Source organism: Streptomyces cyaneochromogenes (assembly GCF_003963535.1).
GTDB classification, from domain to species: domain Bacteria; phylum Actinomycetota; class Actinomycetes; order Streptomycetales; family Streptomycetaceae; genus Streptomyces; species Streptomyces shaanxiensis.
The window spans coordinates 9,917,209-9,937,566 of record NZ_CP034539.1; the positions used below are offsets into that span (position 1 = coordinate 9,917,209).

General features: G+C 72.1%; 14 protein-coding genes. 4 read left to right on the forward strand and 10 right to left on the reverse strand.

The window, feature by feature from the left end:
* Positions 1–13: 13 nt before the first annotated feature.
* The 6 genes from EJ357_RS44525 to EJ357_RS44550 form a co-directional block, all read right to left on the reverse strand.
* Complete coding sequence (locus EJ357_RS44525) at positions 14–973, reverse strand: threonine/serine dehydratase (protein ID WP_126400869.1); 960 nt, start codon at positions 971–973, stop codon at positions 14–16.
* 138 nt (positions 974–1,111) lie between these two features.
* Positions 1,112–2,221 (reverse strand): polyprenyl synthetase family protein, encoded by a 1,110-nt coding sequence (locus EJ357_RS44530; protein WP_407698451.1) that lies wholly within the window; start codon positions 2,219–2,221, stop codon positions 1,112–1,114.
* Positions 2,218–3,312, reverse strand: coding sequence for a tetratricopeptide repeat protein (locus tag EJ357_RS44535; protein WP_126398092.1), 1,095 nt, complete (start codon positions 3,310–3,312; stop codon positions 2,218–2,220). The genes EJ357_RS44530 and EJ357_RS44535 overlap by 4 nt, the downstream gene beginning before the upstream one ends.
* 203 nt (positions 3,313–3,515) lie before the next feature.
* The gene (locus EJ357_RS44540; protein WP_126398094.1) at positions 3,516–4,193 is read right to left on the reverse strand and encodes an AIM24 family protein; all 678 of its coding nucleotides are present in this window, start codon (positions 4,191–4,193) and stop codon (positions 3,516–3,518) included.
* Between the two features lie 71 nt (positions 4,194–4,264).
* The gene (locus EJ357_RS44545) at positions 4,265–5,662 is read right to left on the reverse strand and encodes a CAP domain-containing protein (RefSeq protein ID WP_126398096.1); all 1,398 of its coding nucleotides are present in this window, start codon (positions 5,660–5,662) and stop codon (positions 4,265–4,267) included.
* 102 nt (positions 5,663–5,764) lie between these two features.
* A complete protein-coding gene (locus tag EJ357_RS44550) occupies positions 5,765–6,958 on the reverse strand; it encodes a serine hydrolase domain-containing protein (RefSeq protein ID WP_126398098.1) in 1,194 nt (397 codons plus the stop codon).
* 207 nt (positions 6,959–7,165) lie between these two features.
* Here EJ357_RS44550 and EJ357_RS44555 point away from each other — a divergent pair, with 207 nt between their 5' ends.
* The 4 genes from EJ357_RS44555 (at position 7,166) to EJ357_RS44570 (ending at position 13,848) form a co-directional block, all read left to right on the forward strand.
* Complete coding sequence (locus tag EJ357_RS44555) at positions 7,166–8,344, forward strand: ROK family transcriptional regulator (protein WP_126398100.1); 1,179 nt, start codon at positions 7,166–7,168, stop codon at positions 8,342–8,344.
* A gap of 32 nt (positions 8,345–8,376) precedes the next feature.
* A complete protein-coding gene (locus EJ357_RS44560; RefSeq protein ID WP_126398102.1) occupies positions 8,377–10,197 on the forward strand; it encodes an alpha-galactosidase D in 1,821 nt (606 codons plus the stop codon).
* 88 nt (positions 10,198–10,285) lie between these two features.
* The gene (locus tag EJ357_RS44565) at positions 10,286–12,661 is read left to right on the forward strand and encodes a glycosyl hydrolase family 95 catalytic domain-containing protein (RefSeq protein ID WP_126398104.1); all 2,376 of its coding nucleotides are present in this window, start codon (positions 10,286–10,288) and stop codon (positions 12,659–12,661) included.
* Positions 12,658–13,848: an SGNH/GDSL hydrolase family protein gene (locus EJ357_RS44570; protein WP_126398106.1), complete on the forward strand. Its 1,191-nt coding sequence runs from the start codon at positions 12,658–12,660 to the stop codon at positions 13,846–13,848. The genes EJ357_RS44565 and EJ357_RS44570 overlap by 4 nt, the downstream gene beginning before the upstream one ends.
* A gap of 14 nt (positions 13,849–13,862) precedes the next feature.
* Here EJ357_RS44570 and EJ357_RS44575 read toward each other — a convergent pair whose 3' ends face one another.
* From EJ357_RS44575 to EJ357_RS44590, 4 genes are all read right to left on the reverse strand, one after another.
* Positions 13,863–16,808, reverse strand: a complete 2,946-nt coding sequence (locus tag EJ357_RS44575; protein ID WP_126398108.1) for a helix-turn-helix transcriptional regulator — start codon at positions 16,806–16,808, stop codon at positions 13,863–13,865.
* 74 nt (positions 16,809–16,882) lie between these two features.
* A complete protein-coding gene (locus EJ357_RS44580) occupies positions 16,883–17,236 on the reverse strand; it encodes a UBP-type zinc finger domain-containing protein (protein ID WP_126398110.1) in 354 nt (117 codons plus the stop codon).
* Positions 17,233–18,678, reverse strand: a complete 1,446-nt coding sequence (locus tag EJ357_RS44585; RefSeq protein ID WP_126398112.1) for an ATP-binding protein — start codon at positions 18,676–18,678, stop codon at positions 17,233–17,235. The genes EJ357_RS44580 and EJ357_RS44585 overlap by 4 nt, the downstream gene beginning before the upstream one ends.
* Positions 18,675–20,348, reverse strand: coding sequence for an FAD-dependent oxidoreductase (locus EJ357_RS44590; protein WP_126398114.1), 1,674 nt, complete (start codon positions 20,346–20,348; stop codon positions 18,675–18,677). Before EJ357_RS44590 ends, EJ357_RS44585 begins: the two co-directional genes overlap by 4 nt.
* Between the last annotated feature and the right edge of the window lie 10 nt (positions 20,349–20,358).

The window sequence follows — 20,358 nt, forward strand, 5'->3', positions numbered from 1 at the left end:
TGAGCCGGAGCGGTCAGCTAAGGCCGAAATCCGCCGCCCAGCGCAGCACGTCCGAGGTCGTCGCGTTGCCCCCGCACACGACCAGCCCGAGCCGAGCGCCCTCCCCGACCCGTTCCAGCACGCGCCGGGCCGCGGGCAGCAGACAGCCGGTGGCCGGCTCGGTCCACAGCTTGGCGTGTTCGGCGAGGTCGAGCACACCCCGCACCGCCTCCCGGTCCGGGACCACGAGCACCTCGTCGACCAGAGCGGACACATGGTCGTACGTCAGCTGCGACACGCTCGGCGCGCTCAGGGTGGTCACGATCGACGACAGCTCCACCGGCACCGGCCCGCCCGTCGCCAGTGCCGCGGACATGGCCTCGGCGCCCTCGGTCTCCACACCCCAGATCCGCACGCCCGGCCGACGGGCCCGCAGCGCCACCGCGACGCCCGCGATGAGCCCACCGCCGCCGACACTGACGAGTACGTCCGTGAGCTCACCGGCATCGTCGGCGAGCTCCAGCCCGACGGTGCCCTGCCCGGCGATCACCAACGGGTCGTCGAAGGGGTGGACGAGCGTCAGCCCTTCGTCCCGCAGCCGTGTGACCAGTGAGAACGCGCCGTCCATGTCGTCGGTCAGGCGAACGCAGGCTCCGGCTTCCCGGGCGATCCCGACGGCTCGGGCGGGCGCCGAACGCGGCATCACCACGGTGGCCTTCACATCGAGGACGGCGGCCGTCATCGCCAGGGCGATCCCGTGGTTGCCGCCGCTGACCGCCACGACCCCGGCGGCGCGCTGGGCGTCGCTCAGCGAGAGCAGCTTCGCCGTCGCCCCACGGGCCTTGAACGAGCCGGTGCGCTGGAGCAGTTCGAGCTTCGCCGTGACCGGAACGCCGAGCAGGTCCGTGAGGCCCGGGCTGGGTACGGTCGGGGTGGGTACGACGTGTCCGGTGATGAGGTCGGCCGCGGCTTCGACGTCGGAGATCCCGATCAAGGCAGGCACCTTTCCGGCGCGGGGCAGGTCCTCCGCGCCGCTTCGCACCATGACGCCGGAGGCGACCGCGGTCAACCCGGCCACGCGGCGGGCCATGGCGACCCGTCGCTCACCTCCGTACGGCGGTGGACCGAGCCCTCACAGATCGCGCCGCACGAGGAAGTCGATCAGCGACCTCAGCTCGCCGGCGGCCCTGGCCTCCAGCGGCACATCGGCGAGAGCCGCCTCCGCGGCGGCCACTTGGCGCCGCGCCTCGGCGAGCGCGGCCGAGCGGCCGCCCAGCTCCTCGATCAGCGCGGCCGCGGCGGCGGGGTCGGCGGCCGACTCCAGCAGTGGTGCCAGAGGGCCGGCGGCGGGGGAGTCGAGCGCGGCCAGGACGGGGAACGTCTTCTTCCGCTCCCGCAGATCGCCGTGCACGGGCTTGCCGGTGACGGTGGGGTCGCCCCAGATGCCCAGCAGATCGTCGACCACCTGGAAGGCGACGCCCAGATGCCGTCCCGCACGGTCGAGGGCGGCGACGGAAGCGGGCGGCGCACCGCCGAGCAGAGCGCCCAGCGCGGCCGCGCAGCCCAGCAGCGAGCCCGTCTTGTGCTCGGCCATCGCCCGGTACTCGTCCGGCCGTACCCGTTCCGGCCCCGTCCACGGGCGCGTGGCGAACAGCAGGTCGTCGGCCTGCCCGCGCACCAGGTCCTGCAACGCCTCGGACAGCAGCCGTACCGCCTGCGGGCCGGCCGGGGCCATGGCGAGCGTCTCCACGGCGAGCGCGAACAGCGCGTCCCCCGCGAGGACGGCGGGCCCGGTGCCGTACGCCTGCCACACGGTGGGGCGGCCACGCCGGGTCGTGTCGCCGTCCATGATGTCGTCGTGCAGCAGGGAGAAGGCGTGCACCAGCTCCACCGCGACGGCCCCGGGTACCCCGGCATGCCCGCGAGCGCCGGCCGACTCGGCCCCGAGCACGGCCAGTGCCTGCCGTACGCCCTTCCCGCCGGAGGCGGCGGCCGGCGCGCCGCCCACCTCGCACCAGCCGAAGGAGTACGCGGCCATCTCGCCGACCCAGGGGTGCATCCGCCCCACGGCGTCGCGCAGAGCCGGCCGTACCAAGGCGCGGCAGCGGTCCAGGACCTGGCGGGCGTCCGCAGGTGTGTGCGTCGACGGAGCGGGCTGGTGGGTGTCCGCCGGTGCGGGCGTCGGCAGGGTGACCTGACGGGCGTCGAACGGCGTCCGGACCGCCGAAGGCAACGCCGTCACCGTGCGGCCTCCGCCCCGGCGCCCGCCACGGCCATCCGCGCACCGTACGGCTTCTGCGCCGCGTCTTCGCCGATGCCGAACTCCTCCTGCGCCCGAGCCACCATCGCCCGCGCGTGCCGCAACCCGATCCGCTCCAACACCCCTGCCAGCTCGGCCAGTTCGGCGGCGGTCTCGGCACGATCGCGGCCCAGCCGGGCCCGTGACTTGACCAGCCCGAGCCGGGACAGTGCCTCCCCGCGGGGCTCGCTCATGGCGCGGAACTCCGCGAGCGCCTGCTCGTACAGGGCGCGGGCCTCGGCGTAACGCCCGGCGCGGTAGAAGACGTTGCCGCGCATCTTGTGGTTGTAGGCCAGCGCGCTGGAGAGCTTCATGGCGCGGCATGTGGTCTCCGCCTCGGACAGCAGGGCCAGCGCCCGCTCCGTGTCGCCGTCCCGGACGGAGACGATGTCGGCCAGCCCGCGCAGCGCCCAGGCGTGACCGCGCCGGTCCTCGGCGCGTGCGGCGATCTCGGCCGCTTCCTCGAACAGCGCGTACGCGGTGTCGTACGACCCGGTGTTGCGGTGGATCTGGGCGATGCCCTCCAGCGCCCACACCGTGTGCCGCGCCTCGCCGCGCCGCCGGGCCTCGGCCAGCAGCTGTTCGTGCAGCCGGTGCACGGCGTCGTAGTCGCCCTGGATCCGGCCGGTCTCCGCGAGCCCGGCCAGCGAGTAGCCGCGTACGACGATGTCGCCGCCGAGCTCGCCGAGGTCCGCCGCGAGCTGCAGCAGTCGCCGGGCCAGCGGGAACGCGCCGCGCTGCCGGGCCAGGGTGCCGCCGCTCCACAGCGCCCAGGCCATCGCCCCGGTGTCGCCGGCCTCCCGCGCGGCGCGGTAGCTGGCCTTCCACGCCCGGTCGGCGTCCCCGACCTGCCCCAGTCGGCGGTGCGCCTCGGCGACCGCGAGCCCCGAACGCGCCGCCTCGCCGTGCTGCCCGGCCCGCTCGGCAGCCTCCAACTGCTCGGTGCCGGCGGCCAGTACGTCGCTCAGCGAGGAGTTGACGGACAGGGTGGTCAGGGCGCCCTGGTACTCCGGGGCGAATGCCTTGCCGTACATGTATGCCTCTCGATCCGGTATACACGCCATCTATACGCTGCGTGTATACATGGGCGGTATAGTGCGTCGAAAACCAGCCCTGGCCCAGAGGGCCAGGGCATCATCCGCGGACGATCACCTGCTGTTGTTCATCTCTTGTCGATCAAGACGTCGGCGAGGCGGACGGGGTTGCTCGTGAGGCGCAGATCACCTCGCGGAGGGCGTCAGTGCTGCTGAGCCTTCTGCGGCGTCGCCTCGCTCGGCCGTATGACGACATGGCCGTGACCCTGCAGCATCAGCTGCACGGCCTCACCGGAGCCGCCGCGCAGCATCGAGCCGAGGGACTGGGAGCGGTGCAGCGAGGTCTGCAGCCCGGCGGTCCAGCCGACCACGGCGTCCGTGTCGACGTACACCGGGTACTCGGGCGAGACCGGGATCACCAGGGGGTTGCCCTCGCAGACCAGCCCCAGCCGGCCCTGGCCCGTGAAGACGCTGTTGAACAGGCCGCCACCGGCGATGCCCGACCCCTTCACGGTCGCGATCCGGTACGACAGCGACGCGTCGAAACACAGCACGTTGCGGCCGTTGACCGTGAACTCGTCACCGGGGTCGACGTCGACGATGAAACAGTTCTGCGCCTCGTGCGCGAACCAGGCCTCGCCGTGCCCGCGCACCGCCATCAGCGGCAGCCCCTCACCGGTCACCGCGCGCTTGAGCATGCCGCCCACGCCCTGGCTCTTGCGCTCGAACTGGAGGTTGCCGCGGTAGGCGATCATCGCGCCCTGGCGGGCGTGCATCTCACCGTTCACCGCGTACTTGACGCACTTGGGGTTCTCGATCGTCATGCCCGGCGCCGCGGCCGGCTGGACCATGTGCTCGCTGGAAAAGAGGTCACCCTTCATGGGGGCATCCTGTCCCGGACGGTCCCGCTCCGGCCAGATCGCGGTGTGCCGCGGTCGCGGCCCTCGCGGGCTCACGCGCCGAAGAGTTGGGTCCAGTACGTGCCCGCCGGGCCGCCGCCGGCGAAGCCGATCCCTATGTGTGTGAAGTCCCGCTTGAGGATGTTGGCGCGGTGGCCCGGGCTGTTCATCCAGCCCTCCACGACCTCGGCGGCGGAGCGCTGACCGCACGCGATGTTCTCGCCGATCATGCGCATGCGGGATCCCGCGGCGGCCGCCCGGTCCCAGGGCTGGGTGCCCTCGGGCGAGGTGTGGGAGTAGAAGGCCCGCGCGGCCATGTCGGTGCTGTAGGCCTGCGCGGCGGCGCCGAGCGCGGGATCGCCGGCCAGGGGACGCAACCCCGCCCGGGCCCGCTCCCGGTTGGTGAGGTCGACGACCTCCGCCGCGGTGCGCGACAGGTCGCCCGGCGTGAGGGGCCTGGCCCACAGGGCCGTCCAGTACGTGTCGCCCGAGCGGCCGCCCCTGACGTACGCGAGCGCGGCGTGGGTGAACGCCGGGTCGTGCAGGGTGCGGCGGGGCTGCTCGGTGCGCAGGCAGTACGCGACGAACTCGGCGGGCGTGCGGGGGCCGGAGACCAGATGTTCGCCGACGGTGAGATACGCGTACCCGGTCGCGGTGACGCGCTGGTACACCGAGACGCCGTCGCGGCCCTCGACACCGAGCCGTCCTGCCGCGGCCATGGCGGCGGCGTGGGCCTGAGCGGCGCCGGCGAGGCGGCCGTCCAGGGCGACGGGCGGTGAACCGGCATCGGCACGGGCGGAGTTGACCAGGCCGAGGAAGCCGTCGGAACCAGGGGAGGCGAGGGGTGCGGTGGCGACGGCGGACAGGGTGTGCATCGTGGGCCGTGCGCCGGGAACAGGCGGAGCACCCGCTGCGCGCGGAGGACCGGCTGCGGGCGGCGCGGGTGTCGACGGGACCGGCGTCGGCGTGGCGTCCTCGACGACGTCCACCCCGAAATCGCGCGCGATCCCCGCGAGCCCGTCCGCGTACCCCTGCCCCAGGGCCCGCAGCTTCCAGCCGTCGCCGCGCCGGTAGATCTCCGCGAGCAGCAGCACGGTCTCCTGCCGCGGGCGCGGCGGGGCGAACCGGGCGATCGCGCGGCCGCCCGGGCCCGTGACGTGCAGCGTGGGGGCGGGCAGGCGGCCCAGGGGAGTGCCGGGGTCGGCGGGGCTGACGACCACGGTGACCCGGGAGGCGCCGTGCCGCAGCCGCGGTGGGTCGACGGTCAGGGTGTCGCCGTGCAGCCGGGCGCCCGGCGCGGACGGCTGGTTGTAGAACACGAAGTCGGCGTCGCCCCGGACCTTGCCGCTGTCGTCGGTGACGAGCGCGGACACGTCGAAGGGGCCGGGGACCCGGACGGCCACGCTGCCGCCCGGGAGGGGCAGGTTGCCCCCGGGGACCAACTCGCTCATCGTGCCGTCCTGGTGGGTGGTGCGGGATCCGGCTTCGAGATCCGGTGGGGATGTCCGGAAAACGTTCACCGGATCCTGCGGGTTCCCACCTGCCGTGCGGGCTCAGTTCGCGCGGCGCTTCTTCGCCGGCTTGCCGCAGAACGCGGACTCCAGGGTGCCCAGCATGGAGTTGTGGACCGTGCCGTTGTTGGAGGTGTTGGCGAGCGCGGCGAGGCTGCGCCTGCCGTCCTTGGACGCGAACGCGTAGGTGTAGTAACCCTGGACGGCGCCCGTGTGGCCGTACACGGAGATTCCGCACGACAGATGGCGGCGCCGCAACCCGAGCCCGTACTGCTGGTTGGTCCCCGACGGCACCCAGCGCTGCATCTGGTCCAGCTGCGCCCGGGAGGTGAGCCGACCGCCGAGCAGCGCGGACAGGAAGGTGTTGAGGTCGCGCGTGCTGGAGATGACCGCACCCGCGCTCTGCGCCCAGGACACGGTCTGCTCGGTGGAGTCGACGAGCGCCGCCCCGGCCGCATCCGGCGTGAGATAGCCGCGGGCGTGGCGGCCGGGGATCTTGGTGCCGGGGTGCAGGTAGAAGGTGTCGCGCAGCTCCAGCGGGTCGATGATCCGGTTCTTGTACTCGGTGCGCACGGCGTGCCCGGTCAGCTTCTCGATGAGCATTCCGGCGACGACGAAGTTGGTGTTGGAGTAGGAGTACGCGCCGCCGGGCCGCGTGGTCCGTGGCTTGCTCAGCGACCGTTCCACCAGTTGCCGGTAGGTGAAGACCTTCGTGCGGACCGCCTCGAAGCCGGGGACCGTCCGCGCGAACATCTCGTTGGTGTAGTCGTGCAGCCCGCTGCGGTGGCTGAGCACATGCCGGACCGTGATGCGGTCGTCGGGCAGCAGACCGGGCAGATAGCGGTTGACCGGGGCGTCGAGCCGCAGCTTCTTCTCGTCGGCCAGTTGCAGCAGCACGACGGCCGAGAAGATCTTGGTGACGCTGCCGATGCGGAACCGGTCGGTGTTGCTGATGGTCCGTCCGGTCCCGCGGTCGGCGATGCCCGTGGCCGCCCAGTGGACCGCGCCGTGGTCGTCGAGCCGTGCCATCGCGCCGGGCGCGCCCTGTCGCCGCACCGTGCGCAGAGCGGTCCACAAGCCCGTGACATCGGGTTTCGGCAGAGCCCGCGCAGAGGCGTCGCCCCTGGTGGCGCCCGGCTCCAGGGGTGCGGTGTGCGCGGCGTGTGCGGGAACCGCCACGAGGGACACCAAGGCCGCCGCCACCGCCGTACCCCTGACCACCGTTGCTGAGACCATCCGGCTTTCTCCCGTTCCTGTCGATGCGCTGCCGATACGAGAACGATCACCTTCGCGCGGGGCAACTTTCTCGCATCCCGTCACATCGCCACGGACGACGCACAGTTGGACAGTCCCGGATCACCGGGTGGGAGTCCTTCGACGTTCCCTCGGCGAATCCTGCTTCTTTTATTGACGACGGAAAATAAGGGCTCTAGGTTCCGGGGCATGTCCTCGATCCGCCCCGCCGAGACGTTCCCGGCGAACACTCCGGCCGCCTCGCAGATCTTCACCACGGTCCTGTCCCACGGGCCGCTCACCCGCCTGGAGGTGGCCCGGCGGGCGGGACTCTCCCCGGCGGCCGTCACCAAGGCGGTACGGCCCCTCATCGAGGCCGGCTACCTGGTGGAGGACGCGGACGACCAGGCCCGCCCCGCGCTCGGCCGTCCCGCCAACCCGGTACGGGTCGACGGGGGACGGGCGCTGTTCATCGGCGTCAAGGTCACCGGCGACGAGATCATCGGGGTGCTCACCGACCTGTGCTGCCGCGTCCGGGTCGCCCGCCACACCCCGCTCCCGGACCGCGAACCCAAGAGCGTGCTGGCCTCGGTCACCGAGCTGGTGGGTGAACTGCTGGCAGAGGCGGGTGACTTGAGGATCCCCGTCCTCGGACTCGGCATCGCCGTCTCCGGCGACGTGGACCGCGGCGCGGGCGTCGTGCGGTACTCGCCGTTCCTTCAGTGGCGGGACGTGCCGCTGGCCGAACTCGCCGGTGCGACCACCGGGTTGCCGGTCACCGTGGACAACGACGTGCGGGCCCTGACCGTCGCCGAGCAGTGGTTCGGTGCGGGTGTGGGCCTGTCCGACTTCGCCGTGGTGACGGTCGGCGCGGGCATCGGCTGCGGCCTCGTCGTGCACGGGCGTGTGGTCTCCGGTGCGCACGGTGTGGCCGGCGAGATCGGGCACGTCACCGTCGATCCGTCCGGCCCGCCCTGCCACTGCGGGAACCGCGGCTGCGTGGAGGCCATCGCGGGGGACGCCGCGATCGTCCGGCGGATCCGGGAGACCACGGGTGCCGAGGTCCGCGACACCGCCGAGGCCGTGGAGCTGGCCCGCCGAGGCGTCCCCGGGGTGCGCGAGGCCTACGCCCGGGCCGGCGAGGCCATCGGTCGCGGCATCGCCACCGTGGCCAACCTGCTCGGCCCCGAGCGGGTGATCATCTCCGGCGAGGGCCTCGCCGCCCACGACCTGTTCGCCGAACAGATCCGCGACGCGTTCGCCGCGGCAGCGTTCGGCTCCGCCGACCGGTGCGACGTACAGACCCGCCCGCTGCCCTTCGAGGAGTGGGCGCGCGGGGCCGCGGCCACCGCGATCCAGTCCTTCATCAGAGCCGACGACCAGCGGTAGAGCCGCTGAACGACCCCCAGGAGGTACGACCCATGCGGTCATCCTCGTACTCCGTCCTGCCCGCACGCGCCCTGAGAACCGTGGTGGTCCTGGCCCTCACCGCCGGTGTCACCGCCGCCGTCCCCGCCGCACAGGCGGAGACCAGCACACCCCCGGACGCCCCGGCCACCGCCGCCGCCGTGGCCGCCAAGCCCTACCTGGGCTGGACGAGCTGGACCATGCAGTCGTCGAAGTACCCGGGCCTCAACCCCAAGGGTGACTACAGCTACCTGTCCGAGGCGAACGTCATCAAGCAGACCGACGCCATGGCCGCCAAGCTGAAGAAGTACGGCTACGAGTACGTCAACATAGACGCCGGGTGGTGGATGGACTGGTCCTGGAAGTCGCAGTTCGACGAGTACGGCCGTCAGAAGGCCGACCCGGTGCGCTTCCCCAGCGGCATGAAGGCCGTCGCCGACCGCATCCACTCCAAGGGCCTCAAGGCCGGTATCTACCTCCCGGTCGGCCTGGAGAAGGGGGCGTACAACGACGGCAAGAACCCGATCTGGAACACCGACGGCTGCACCACGGGCGACATCGTCCACGACGACCTGCGCACCACCAACGGCTGGGACAGCGCGTACAAGATCGACTTCTCGAACCCCTGCGCGCAGAAGTACATCGACTCCCAGGCGCGGATGTTCGCCGACTGGGGCTACGACTTCCTCAAGCTCGACGGCGTCGGCCCCGGCTCGTTCAAGGACGGCGACAACTACAACAACGTCGCCGACGTCGCCGCCTGGCAGAAGGCCATCAAGACCGCCGGCCGTCCGATCCACCTGGAGCTGTCCTGGTCCCTCGCCTACGGGCACGTCGCGGACTGGAAGAAGTACTCCAACGGCTGGCGCATCGACACCGATGTCGAGTGCTACTGCAACACCCTGGTCACCTGGGAGAACTCGGTCGACGACCGCTGGGACGACGCCCCGGCCTGGACGGACCACGCCGGCCCCGGCGGCTGGAACGACCTCGACTCCCTCAACGTCGGCAACGGCGAGATGGACGGCCTCACCAAGGCCGAGCGGCAGAGCTACACCACCCTGTGGGCCATCGCCAAGTCCCCGCTGTTCACCGGCGACGACCTCACCAAACTCGACTCCTACGGCCTGAAGCTGCTCACCGACCGCGAGGTCATCGCGATCAACCAGAGCAGCGCCCCGCCCGCCGAACCCGTCACCGCATCCGACCCGCAGCAGGTGTGGTCCGCCAAGAACCCCGACGGCACCTACACCGTGGCCCTGTTCAACCTCTCCGACGCCCCCGCCTCGGTGACCGCCAACTGGCCGACCCTCGGCTTCAAGGGCAGGGCCTCGGTGCGGGACGTGTGGAACAAGGAGAACCTCGGCAGCCACACCGACAAGATCACCCAGGCGCTTCCGGCGCACGGCTCCCGTCTGTTCACCGTCACCCCGCGGGGCACGAACCTCTCCTGGACCGCCTACGAGGCCGAGGCGGGCACCAACACCCTCGGCGGCAACGCCTCCGTGGCCGACTGCTCCGCCTGCTCCGACGGCCGCAAGGTCGGCAACCTCTACGCCGGCGGCAAGGTCACCGTCAACGACGTCGTGGTGGCCAAGGCCGGCACCTACCAGATCAAGGTCGCCTACATCAGCGGTGACTCCCGTTCGGTCCTGGTCTCGGCCAACGGAGGGGGCGCCACCTCCCACAAGTTCGCGTCCACCGGCGACTGGGGGACGGTGAACAGCGTCCATGTGCCGGTGAAGCTGAAGGCCGGGGCCAACGCGATCACGTTCGACAGCGGGACCGGCTATGCGCCGGACATCGACCGGATCGACGTACAGAAGACCCCCTGATCCCTCCGCAGTCCTCCTGATCCGCTCGCCACGCCAACGGGGGTCCCCCCCGCGCCGGCCCCCGCCCCAGACGCATCCGGAGCCGCACATGGACACCAGCCCGAACGAGCCGAGCCGAAGAACCCTCCTCTCCCTCGCCACCACCGCGGGGCTCACCGCCACCCTCGGCACGCTGCCCGCCTTCACCGCCTTTGCCGCACCCGCCCGCCCCGCAGAGGTCCCGCTGCCCGCCGACGCCTCCCGCCACCGGCTGTGGTGGCAGGCCCCCGGCGACGAGGGCTCCCTGATCGAACAGGGCCTGCCCCTCGGCAACGGCCGCATCGGCGCCCTCGCGAGCAACGACCCCGGCCGCGAACTGCTGCTGATCACCGACGCCACCATGTGGACCGGCGGCCTCAACGACACGCTCGACAAGGACGGCCAGTTCCCCTACGGCCGCTCGGACTTCGGCTCGTTCACGCTGCTGGCCAGGCTCACCGTCGACATCCCCGACCACGACCTCGGCGCCGTCTCCGGCTACCGCCGCACCCTCGACCTCGCCCAGGGCCTCGTCACCAGCTCCTACGTCCGCTCCGGCGTCACCTACCGGCGCGAGATGTACGCCAGCCACCCCGACGACGTCATCGTCCTGCACTTCACGCAGAGCGGCGGCGGCCGCTACACCGGCACCATCCAGCTGACCGGCACCCACGGCGAGAACCCGACAGCCGCCGAGTCCTTCGAGGCGACCCTCCCCAACGGCCTGCGCTACGGCGCCGCCGTCACGGCCCGCGGCAGTGGCGGCAAGGTCGGCGTGCACGGCACCCGGATCGACTTCTCCGGCTGCAAGGACCTCACGGTGGTGGTCGGCGCCGGTACCAACTACGCGCCCGACGCCGAAGCCGGCTTCCGCGACGCCTCCCTCGACCCCGAGCGGCTGGCCCGTACGAAGGTCCGCGCCGCCGCCACGGAATCGGCCGGCGCCCTGCGTCGCACCCACGTCGCCGACTACCGCGCCCTGTACGGACGGTTCGACCTCTCCCTCGGCGCCTCCACGGACGCCCAGCGCGAACTGGACACCTGGGAGCGCCTGCACGCCCGCACCCGCGATCCCGAACCCGACCCCGAACTGGAAGCCGCCTACCTCCAGTTCGGCCGCTACCTCATGATCTCCGGCTCACGCGGCAGCCTGCCCCTCAACCTCCAGGGGCTGTGGCTGGACGGCAACGACCCGGACTGGATGGGCGACTACCACACCGACATCAACATCCAGATGAACTACTGGATGGCCGACCGGACGGGCCTCGGGCCCTGCTTCGACGCCCTCACCGACTACTGTCTCGCCCAGCTCCCGTCCTGGACCGACATCACCCGCCGCCTCTTCAACGACCCGCGCAACCGCTACCGCAACTCCAGCGGTGAGAACGCCGGCTGGACCGTCGCCATCTCCACCAACCCCTACGGCGGTGGCGGCTGGTGGTGGCACCCGGCGGGCAACGCCTGGCTGTGCACCACCCTGTGGGAGCACTACGAGTACACCGGGTCGCGCGAACACCTGAAGAAGATCTACCCGCTGCTCAAAGGCGCGTGCGAGTTCTGGGCGGCGCGGCTGCTCGCCACCACCCTCCCCGGCACCTCGCGGGAGGTCCTCGTCGCGGACAGCGACTGGTCGCCGGAGCACGGCCCGCTCGACGCCAAGGGCATCACCTATGCTCAGGAACTGGTGTGGGCGCTGTTCGGGAACTACTGCACCGCGGCTGCCGAGCTGCGGAGGGACACCGGCTACGCGGACACGATCGCCGCACTGCGCAGGAGGCTGTACCTGCCGCGGGTCAGCCCGACCACCGGCTGGCTGGAGGAGTGGATGTCCCCCGACAACCTGGGTGAGACCACGCACCGCCACCTGTCCCCGCTCGTCGGCCTGTTCCCCGGCGACCGCATCCGCCCCGACGGCTCCACCCCGTCCGACATCGTCGCCGGCGCCACCGCCGTGCTCACCGCGCGCGGCATGGAGAGCTTCGGCTGGGCCAACGCCTGGCGCAGCCTGTGCTGGGCACGCCTGAAGGACGCGGACAACGCCTACCAACTGTTCGTCAACAACCTCCGCCCCTCGACGGACGGCAGCAACGGCACGGCATTCAACCTCTTCGACATCTACGAGGTGGAACGCGGCCGGGGCATCTTCCAGATCGACGCCAACTTCGGCACACCGGCCGCGATGGTGGAGATGCTGCTGTACTCCCGGCCGGGACACATCGAACTCCTCCCCGCGCTCCCCGAGGCCTGGGCCGCCTCGGGGTCCATCAGGGGCGTGGCCGCGCGCGGCGGCTTCGAGGTCGACCTGAGCTGGCGCGACGGCAGACCGACCGAGGCCCGCGTCCACAGCGTCGGCGGCCGCACCACGACGGTCGCGTACGGTGACGTGTCCCGCACGCTCACCCTGAAGCCCGGTGCCGCCGTCACCCTGAAGGACTTCGCCCGGTGAGGCCCCGACTCCCGTCGGCCGCCGTCCTGTTGACGCTCGTCGCCTGCCAGTCCGCGCCCGCCGAAGCCACCGCCGACGCGAGCGGCGTCGTCACCTGGGCGGCGAGCGCCGACCGCATGGGCGACGGCATCGCCGGCCGCGGCTACCGCCTCGTCGTACACACCAGCACGGGTGGAAGCGACCTGCGGATCCGGCTCTCCAACGCCTTCGGGGACCGGCCGATGACCTTCGACAGCGTCTACGCCGGCGTCCAGAAGCAGGGCGCCGAACTGCGGCCGGGAAGCAACCGGCGCCTGGCCTTCGGCGGTGCGCGCACGGTCACCGTGCCGGCGGGCGGCACCGTGTGGAGCGACCCGCTGCCCGGCAGGCTGCCCGCCGAGACCGACCTCGTCGTCAGCCTGCACAGCCCGGACGCCGGTGGCCCGGCGAGCGGCCACTGGATGGCCATGCAGACGTCGTACGCCACCCAGGGCGACCACACCGCCGAGGAGAGCGGCGCCGCCTGGACCATCCCGACCAGTTCCTGGTTCTACCTCGACGCCGTCTCCGTACGCGCCCCCGCCGGCACCGAAGCCGTCGTCGCCCTCGGCGACTCCATCACCGACGGCTGGGCGTCCACCTCCGACCTGAACCGCCGCTGGCCCGACTACCTGGCCCGCCGCCTGCGCAAGGCCGACACGGCGGTGAAGGGCGTGGCCAACGAGGGCATCGCCGGGAACAAGGTCCTCGCGGACGGCCCCGGCCAGAGCGCGCTGAACCGGCTGGAGCGCGACGCCCTGTCCCTGCCGGGCGTGCGGACCGTGTTCCTCTTCCAGGGCGTGAACGACATCAAGGCCCACACGGGCGTCACCGCCGAGGACCTGATCGAGGGCTACCGCGAGCTCGCCGACCGGGCGCACGCGGCCGGTAAATGCGTGGCGGTCGCGACCGTCGGCCCCTTCAAGGGCTGGCACGAATGGGACCCGGCCGCCGAGGCCGTACGCCAGGAGGTCAACGCCTTCCTCCGCACCAGCGGCGAGTTCGACGCCGTCACCGACTTCGACCGCATCCTGCGCAGCCCCTACGACCAGGAGAGGATGCTTCCGGCCCTCGACGGCGGCGACCACATACACCCCAACGACAAGGGCATGCAGGCTATGGCCGACGCCGTAGACCTGAGTACCCTGGACTGCGACGCCACCGGCTGATCTGGCGGGCCGTGTCACCCGCCCACCGTCTCCTCACGCGTGATCAGGCCCTCCCGATAGGCCACCGCCACCGCCTCCGTGCGGCTCGCGGCGCTCAGCTTGGCGAGGATGTTGGAGACGTGGACGCTCGCCGTCTTGCCGGTGATGTACAGCTCCTCGCCGATCTGCCGGTTGCTGCGGCCGAGGGCGAGGAGGCGCAGGACGTCCTGCTCGCGGGCCGTGAGCGGGGAGGAGCGGTCGGGTGAGGCCTCCGCGAGGCGCCCGCGGCGAACGAGGGTGTCCAGTCGCTCCAGCAGGGGAGTGGCGCGGAGCCGGGCCGCCGTCTCCCGGGCGGCCCGGGCCTCGGTGGCCGCCGCCTCGCGGTCGCCCGCGGCCAACAGGGCCTCGGCGTGGCGCAGTCGGCACCGCGCCCGTTCGTAGTCGTCGCCGTAGTCGAACGCGGCCACCGCCTTCGCCCACGCGGCCGCGTCCGGCCCGGCCACCGCCCGCGCCCACTCCGCCTCCGCACGGGCCAGCCACGCCATGCCCTCCGGGCCCTGCGGCATGCCGACCCGGCCGCGTGCGGCCGTCGTCCGGGCCAGTTCGACCAGCTCGGTCGCCGTGTCCGCCCAGCCGCGTACCCCCGCCTCGTCACCGTTCTGGCGCAGCTCGGCGGCCCGGTCGGCGACGGCGCAGAGCGCGAGGGCGGCGAGCCGGACCGTGACGTCGGGCAGGATCCCCGTGTCGTCGGTGAGGGCCGACACGGTCGAACGCATCAGCCGCACCGCCTCCTCCGCGTCACCGCGCAGCGCGGCGGCGTCGGTGAGCGTGATGGCCGCGACGAGCGTGCTCATCCAGTCGAAGGGCCCCTCCAGCAGGGCGCGAGCCTGCTCGGTGGCCGCGGAGTCACCGCGCGCGAGGGCGACGTAGAGTGCCGGGCCGAACGTGTAGGCGCCGGACGCGGGCAGCGTTTCGGCGTCGGCCGCCGCGGTGCGCACGCACTCGTCCCAGCGGCCCAGCGTGTACAGCACGAGCAGCTGCAGAAACCGCATCTCCAGCGGATACGGCGAGGACAGCAAGCCCGCACGCCGGGCCCGGTCCAGCCCCTCCGCCAGCCAGGGCAAGGACTCCTCCAGATCACCGGACTCGTGGCAGCCGGCGGCGAGATGGAACAGGGCGCGCATCTCCACCGGCGCGTTGCCCGACTGCCGCGCCAACTCCCGTGCCTCACGGAGCCGTTCACGTCCCTGCGGCGTGCGCCGGCCACCGCCCTCGAGCGTGGCCAGCGAGATGAGCAGGTCGGCCCGGGCATCCGTCACCTGGAGCTTCTCCGCGGTGCGCAGGGCCTCGCGGGCGACCCGCAGCGCGGTCTCGTCTTCCCCGACCGTGCGCGCCGCCATGACATGCGTGGCCGCCGCCCACACCCAGGTCCGCGACGGGGGCTCCGCCGGGATCAGGGCGAGCGCCTCACTGCTGTAGGCGAACGCCGCGTTCAGGCTGTCGACGCCGAGCAGATTGCCGGCGAGGGTGTAGCGGACCCGGGCCGCGAGCTCGGTGTCCGCGTCGTGGCCCACACCCGCCAGTGCGGCGCGGGTGAGGGCGACCGCGCGGTGTGCCTCCCCGGCGTGCGCGGCCGCCGCCGACGCGCGCAGGGTGAGCGTCACCCGGTCGTAGCGCTCACCCGAGGGCCGCGCCGACGGGTCCACCGACGACCACAGATCCAGCGCGGCCTCCAGATGCCGCAGCTCCTCGGCGGGCGCGCCCACCCCCTGCGCGTGGTCGGCGGCCTCCAGCGAGGCGACCAGTGCCTCGGCCAGGTCATGGCTCGCGCGGTGGTGATGGGCGCGCTCCGCCGCCGTCTCGGCCGTGCGTCCGCGTCCGGCGAGCAGGCGGGCGAACGTGCCGTGCAGCCGGGCCCGTTCACCCGGCAGCAGATCGGCGTAGACCGCCTCACGTGCCAGCGCGTGCCGGAAGGCATACGTGTCGCGGTCGCCCGGCACGAGCAGCTGCCGCCCGAGGGCCTCACGCAGCGCCGACTCCAGCTCCTCCTCCGGAATACCCACGGCACCGAGCAGCAGGTCGTGCTCGACACGACGTCCCGCGACGGCTGCCGTGCGCAGCACCTGCTGCGCGGTGTCCGTCAGCTGCTCGAACCGGATCAGGAGAGCGTCGGCCAGCCCGCCGGGCATCCCGCCGGGCTCCGCGTCCGTGGCCGCGACCAGTTCCTCCGCGTAGAAGGCGTTCCCCTCGGCCCGCTCGACGATCCGTCGCACCGTGGCGTCCGGCAGCGGCCGCTCCTGCACGGCCCGCACCAGCCGGGCCACCTCGGCGTCGGCCATCGGCCGCAGCTCCAGCCGCTCCACGGCGGGCAGCCGCACCAGCTCGGCGAGCAACGGGCGCAGCGGATGACGCCGATGCAGATCATCCGCGCGGTACGACGCGAGCACGGCCAGCCGGTGCGAGGGCGCCCCGCTCGCGGCCCGCTGCAGGATCCCCCGGCTCAGCAGGAACCGCAGCAGGTCCCGCGACGACTGGTCGGCCCAGTGCAGGTCCTCCAGCACGAGCAGCACCGGCGCGACATCCGCCAGATCACCCAGCAGCCCCGCGATGCCCTCGAACAGCCGTAGCCGGTCCCCTACCGCGTCCGTCCCGCCGCCCAGCAGCCGGTCGACCACCGGGTGCGCGGCCAGGACGTCGGCGAACCGCTCGTCACCGGCGACCGCCCCCAGCACCTCGGTGAACGGCAGATACGGCAGCCCGACATCACCGAGATCGACACAGTGTCCGGTCAGCACGATCATGCCGCGATCGACGGCCCGCCCCGCGACCTCGTCCAGCACCCGGGTCTTGCCGACCCCGGCATCGCCGGCGATGAGCACGGCCCGGGCCTCACCGCCCCGGGCACGCTCCAACACCCCGGAGAGCCGGTCCAGTTCGACGTCCCGCCCGATCAACGGCGTGCTGAATGAGGTCTGCGACACGGATACATCCTGTCACTCACGACCGACAACACCCGGGTCGACCTGATTTCGAGGGAGCGCCGCGATACGCGCGATCAGGCGCGCAGCGTCTTCGCCCAGTCGTCCGGGACCCGCCCCGCGGGCCCCGGCGCCGGCTGATCGGCCGGATGGCTCACCGGCGGAGCCAGCTCGGGTCCCGACTCGTACATCTCGTTCGTGGCGTAGTCCCAGAACCACTCCTCACCCGGCTCGAAACTCTGCACGAACGGATGGCCGGTGTCCCGGAAGTGCGCGGTCGCGTGTTTCGCGGGCGAACTGTCGCAACAGCCCACATGACCGCACGTCGCACATCGCCGCAGATGGAACCACCACCCGCCGACCGCATCGCATTCGGCGCACCCGCTCCCGCTCGGCGGAACGCTCGGATCGATTCCGTTGTCGCTGGTCATTCGGACTCCTCCTCGACCGCTGTCAGCGGAAGCAGCACCTGGAACCGTGTGTCACCCGGCACCGACTCCACCTGGATGTTGCCGTGATGCTTGTTGACCACGATCCGCCAGGAGATGTCGAGGCCGAGCCCGGTGCCCTCACCCACGGGTTTCGTCGTGAAGAAGGGATCGAAGATCCGCCCCCGGTTCTCCGGCGGGATACCCACGCCCGTGTCGCGGAACTCCACCAGCAGCCGGTCGTGGTCCGAGGCCGTCCGCACGGTCAAGGTCCCCTCGCCGCCCGCGCTGTTGATCGCGGCGACCGCGTTGTCGATGAGGTTCGTCCACACCTGGTTGAGCTCCGCCGGGTACGCGGGGATCTTCGGCAGCGTACGGTCGTACTCCTTGACGACCTTGATCTGCCGGCCGATCTTGCCCGAGAGCATCAGCAGGGTGCTGTCGAGGAGTTCGTGCACGTCGGCGTTCTGGAAGGGCGCGCGGTCGAGCTGGGAGTACTGCTTGGCGGCGTCGACGAGATGCGAGATGCGCGTGGTGGAGTCCGCGATCTCGTCCATGAGCAGCTCGGTCTCGACGGTGTAGTTGAGCCAGCCGACCGCACTCGGCAGCATGTCCTCGTCCACCGTCGACGCGACCTGGTCCAGCCAGTCGACGTCCAGGCCCGCCTGGACGAAGGTGGGGGCGATGCGCCAGCCCTCCGGGATGTCGTGGTCGTCGAGCCAGTCGGTGAGCGTGTCCTCCCGGTCCGAGGCCTCCAGCGGGCTCAACGCGGGCGCCTTGGCGACACGTTCGGCGGTGCGCTCCTGGATGTCCACGAGGTTCGCCAGGGTCTCGGGGGAGTAGGAGCCGCCGGCGATGACGGCGAGCTTGTGCCGCATCTTCGCCACCCGCTCCCGCAGCGTCGCGGTGGCTCGTACGGCCGCCGCCGCGGGGTTGTTGAGCTCATGCGTGAGACCGGCGGACAACGACCCCAGCGCCAGCAGCCGTTCGCGCTGCCCGATGGCCCGCTGGGTGTTCTTCGAACCGAAGAAGAGGCCCTCCAGCAGGTGGACCGCCATCGGGAACCACTCCTGCATGATGCCGGCGAACGAGTCGGCGGGCAGCACGAAGAACCGCGTCGGCTCGGTGACCCGCATGGAACCGTTGTAGACCTGCCGCACCCGGTCCCCGAGATAGCCCTGCATGGCCCCCGCGTACACCCCGCGCTGGGAGGTACGGCTCACCTCGACGTCGTCGCCGCCCACCCGGCGCGACAGGACGACCGTGCCCTCGACCATCACGTAGAAACAGGTGGCCGGCTCGCCCTCGGTGTAGACGGGACCGGGCTCGAACCGCTCCATCCGCCCCTCGCTGCACAACCGTCCGAGCTGCTCCGGCGTCAGCTTCTCGAACAGGAACAGCGAGCCGATCTCCTCGGGGTTGCACGGCAGCGGGTGTCCGCTCATGACTGCTCCAGATAACGGTGGACGAGCATGACGGCCATGGCTCCCTCGCCGACCGCGGACGCGACCCGCTTCGCGGACTCGGCGCGCGCGTCGCCGGCCACGAACACGCCGGGAACGTTGGTCTCCAGGTGGTACGGCGGCCGGTCCAGCTCCCAGCCCGCCGGCAGCCGCCCGTCGGACGTCAGGTCGGGCCCGGCCAGGATGAACCCGCGTTCGTCCCGCAGCACCGTCTCGCCCAGCCAGTCGGTGAGCGGGGCCGCGCCGATGAACACGAACATCCACTGGGCGTCGACGAGTTCGCTGCGCCCGCTCTCCACCTCCCGCAGCGTCAGCTGCTCCAGGTGGCCGGAGCCGTGCGCGGACTCCACGACCGTGCCGGTGCGCACCGAGATGTTCGGCGCCTCCTCGATCTGCTGGATCAGATAGTGCGACATGGACGCCGACAGCGACCCGCCGCGTACCAGCAGCGTCACCGACTTGGCGCCCCGCGACAGATACATCGCCGCCTGCCCCGCGGAGTTGGCGCCGCCGACGATGTACACGTCCTGGCCCTGGCATGCGGGCGCCTCCGTCAGCGCCGACCCGTAGTACACCCCGCAGCCGGTCAGGTCGTCGCAGCCCGGTGCCTGCAACTGCCGGTACGACACCCCGGTCGCCAGGATCACGCTGTGCGCGGCGACCGCCGAGCCGTCCGAGAACCGTACGATCCGAGCGGCGCCGCTGACCTCCAGACCCGTCACCTCGCGCGCGGTGAGGATCTCGGCGCCGAACTTCGTCGCCTGCCGCCGGGCACGGTCGGTGAGCTGCGCGCCGGACACGCCGTCCGGGAAGCCGAGGTAGTTCTCGATCCGGGAGCTCTGCCCGGCCTGCCCGCCGGTCGCCGACCGCTCCACCAGCACGGTCCGCAGCCCCTCCGACGCCCCGTACACGGCCGCGCCGAGCCCGGCGGGTCCGCCGCCGATGACGACGAGGTCGTAGAACTCGGACGTCGGCGTCGTGGCCAGCCCCACCTGAGCGGCCAGCTCGGGTGCCTCCGGTGCCACGAGCGGCGTCCCCTCGGGCGTGATCACCAGCGGCAGCCGCTGCCCGTCCTGCCCGGCGGCGGCCAGCAGTCGCTGCCCCTCGGGCTCGTCCGCCGAGTACCAGCGATACGGCACCTGGTTGCGGGCGAGGAACTCCCGCACCTCCGACGATCGCGCCGACCAGCGGTGTCCGACCACCTTGGTGCTCGGCACCGGCCGGTAGTCGCTGCGCCGCCAGGCCTCCAGCAGATCGTCCAGGACCGGGTAGAGCTTCTCCTCGGGCGGGTCCCACGGCTTGAGCAGGTAGTGGTCGAGGTCGACGACGTTGATCGCGTCGATCGCCGCGTTCGTGTCCGCGTAGGCGGTCAGCAGCACACGGCGGGCGCCCGGGTACACGTCCAGGGCCTGTTCCAGGAACTCGATGCCGTTCATCTGAGGCATGCGGTAGTCGGCCAGGATCACGGCGACGAGATCACCGCGCAGCTTCAGCTCGCGCAGCGCCTGCAACGCGGACTCGCCGGACTCCGCGCGCACGATGCGGTGCGACTCGCCGTAGCGCCGCCGCAGATCACGGGCGACCGCCCGGGACACTCCCGGGTCGTCGTCCACGGTCAGAATTACACCTACGGTTGATTGGGAAGGGGACATACCAGGACCC

Coding starts and splice junctions, on each gene's coding strand:
- EJ357_RS44550 (WP_126398098.1), bottom strand. CDS start 6,958: ATGGTCTCAGCAACGGTGGTCAGGGGTACGGCGGTGGCGGCGGCCTTG.
- EJ357_RS44555 (WP_126398100.1), top strand. CDS start 7,166: ATGTCCTCGATCCGCCCCGCCGAGACGTTCCCGGCGAACACTCCGGCC.
- EJ357_RS44540 (WP_126398094.1), bottom strand. CDS start 4,193: ATGAAGGGTGACCTCTTTTCCAGCGAGCACATGGTCCAGCCGGCCGCG.
- EJ357_RS44565 (WP_126398104.1), top strand. CDS start 10,286: ATGGACACCAGCCCGAACGAGCCGAGCCGAAGAACCCTCCTCTCCCTC.
- EJ357_RS44585 (WP_126398112.1), bottom strand. CDS start 18,678: ATGAGCGGACACCCGCTGCCGTGCAACCCCGAGGAGATCGGCTCGCTG.
- EJ357_RS44580 (WP_126398110.1), bottom strand. CDS start 17,236: ATGACCAGCGACAACGGAATCGATCCGAGCGTTCCGCCGAGCGGGAGC.
- EJ357_RS44560 (WP_126398102.1), top strand. CDS start 8,377: ATGCGGTCATCCTCGTACTCCGTCCTGCCCGCACGCGCCCTGAGAACC.
- EJ357_RS44535 (WP_126398092.1), bottom strand. CDS start 3,312: ATGTACGGCAAGGCATTCGCCCCGGAGTACCAGGGCGCCCTGACCACC.
- EJ357_RS44545 (WP_126398096.1), bottom strand. CDS start 5,662: ATGAGCGAGTTGGTCCCCGGGGGCAACCTGCCCCTCCCGGGCGGCAGC.
- EJ357_RS44590 (WP_126398114.1), bottom strand. CDS start 20,348: ATGTCCCCTTCCCAATCAACCGTAGGTGTAATTCTGACCGTGGACGAC.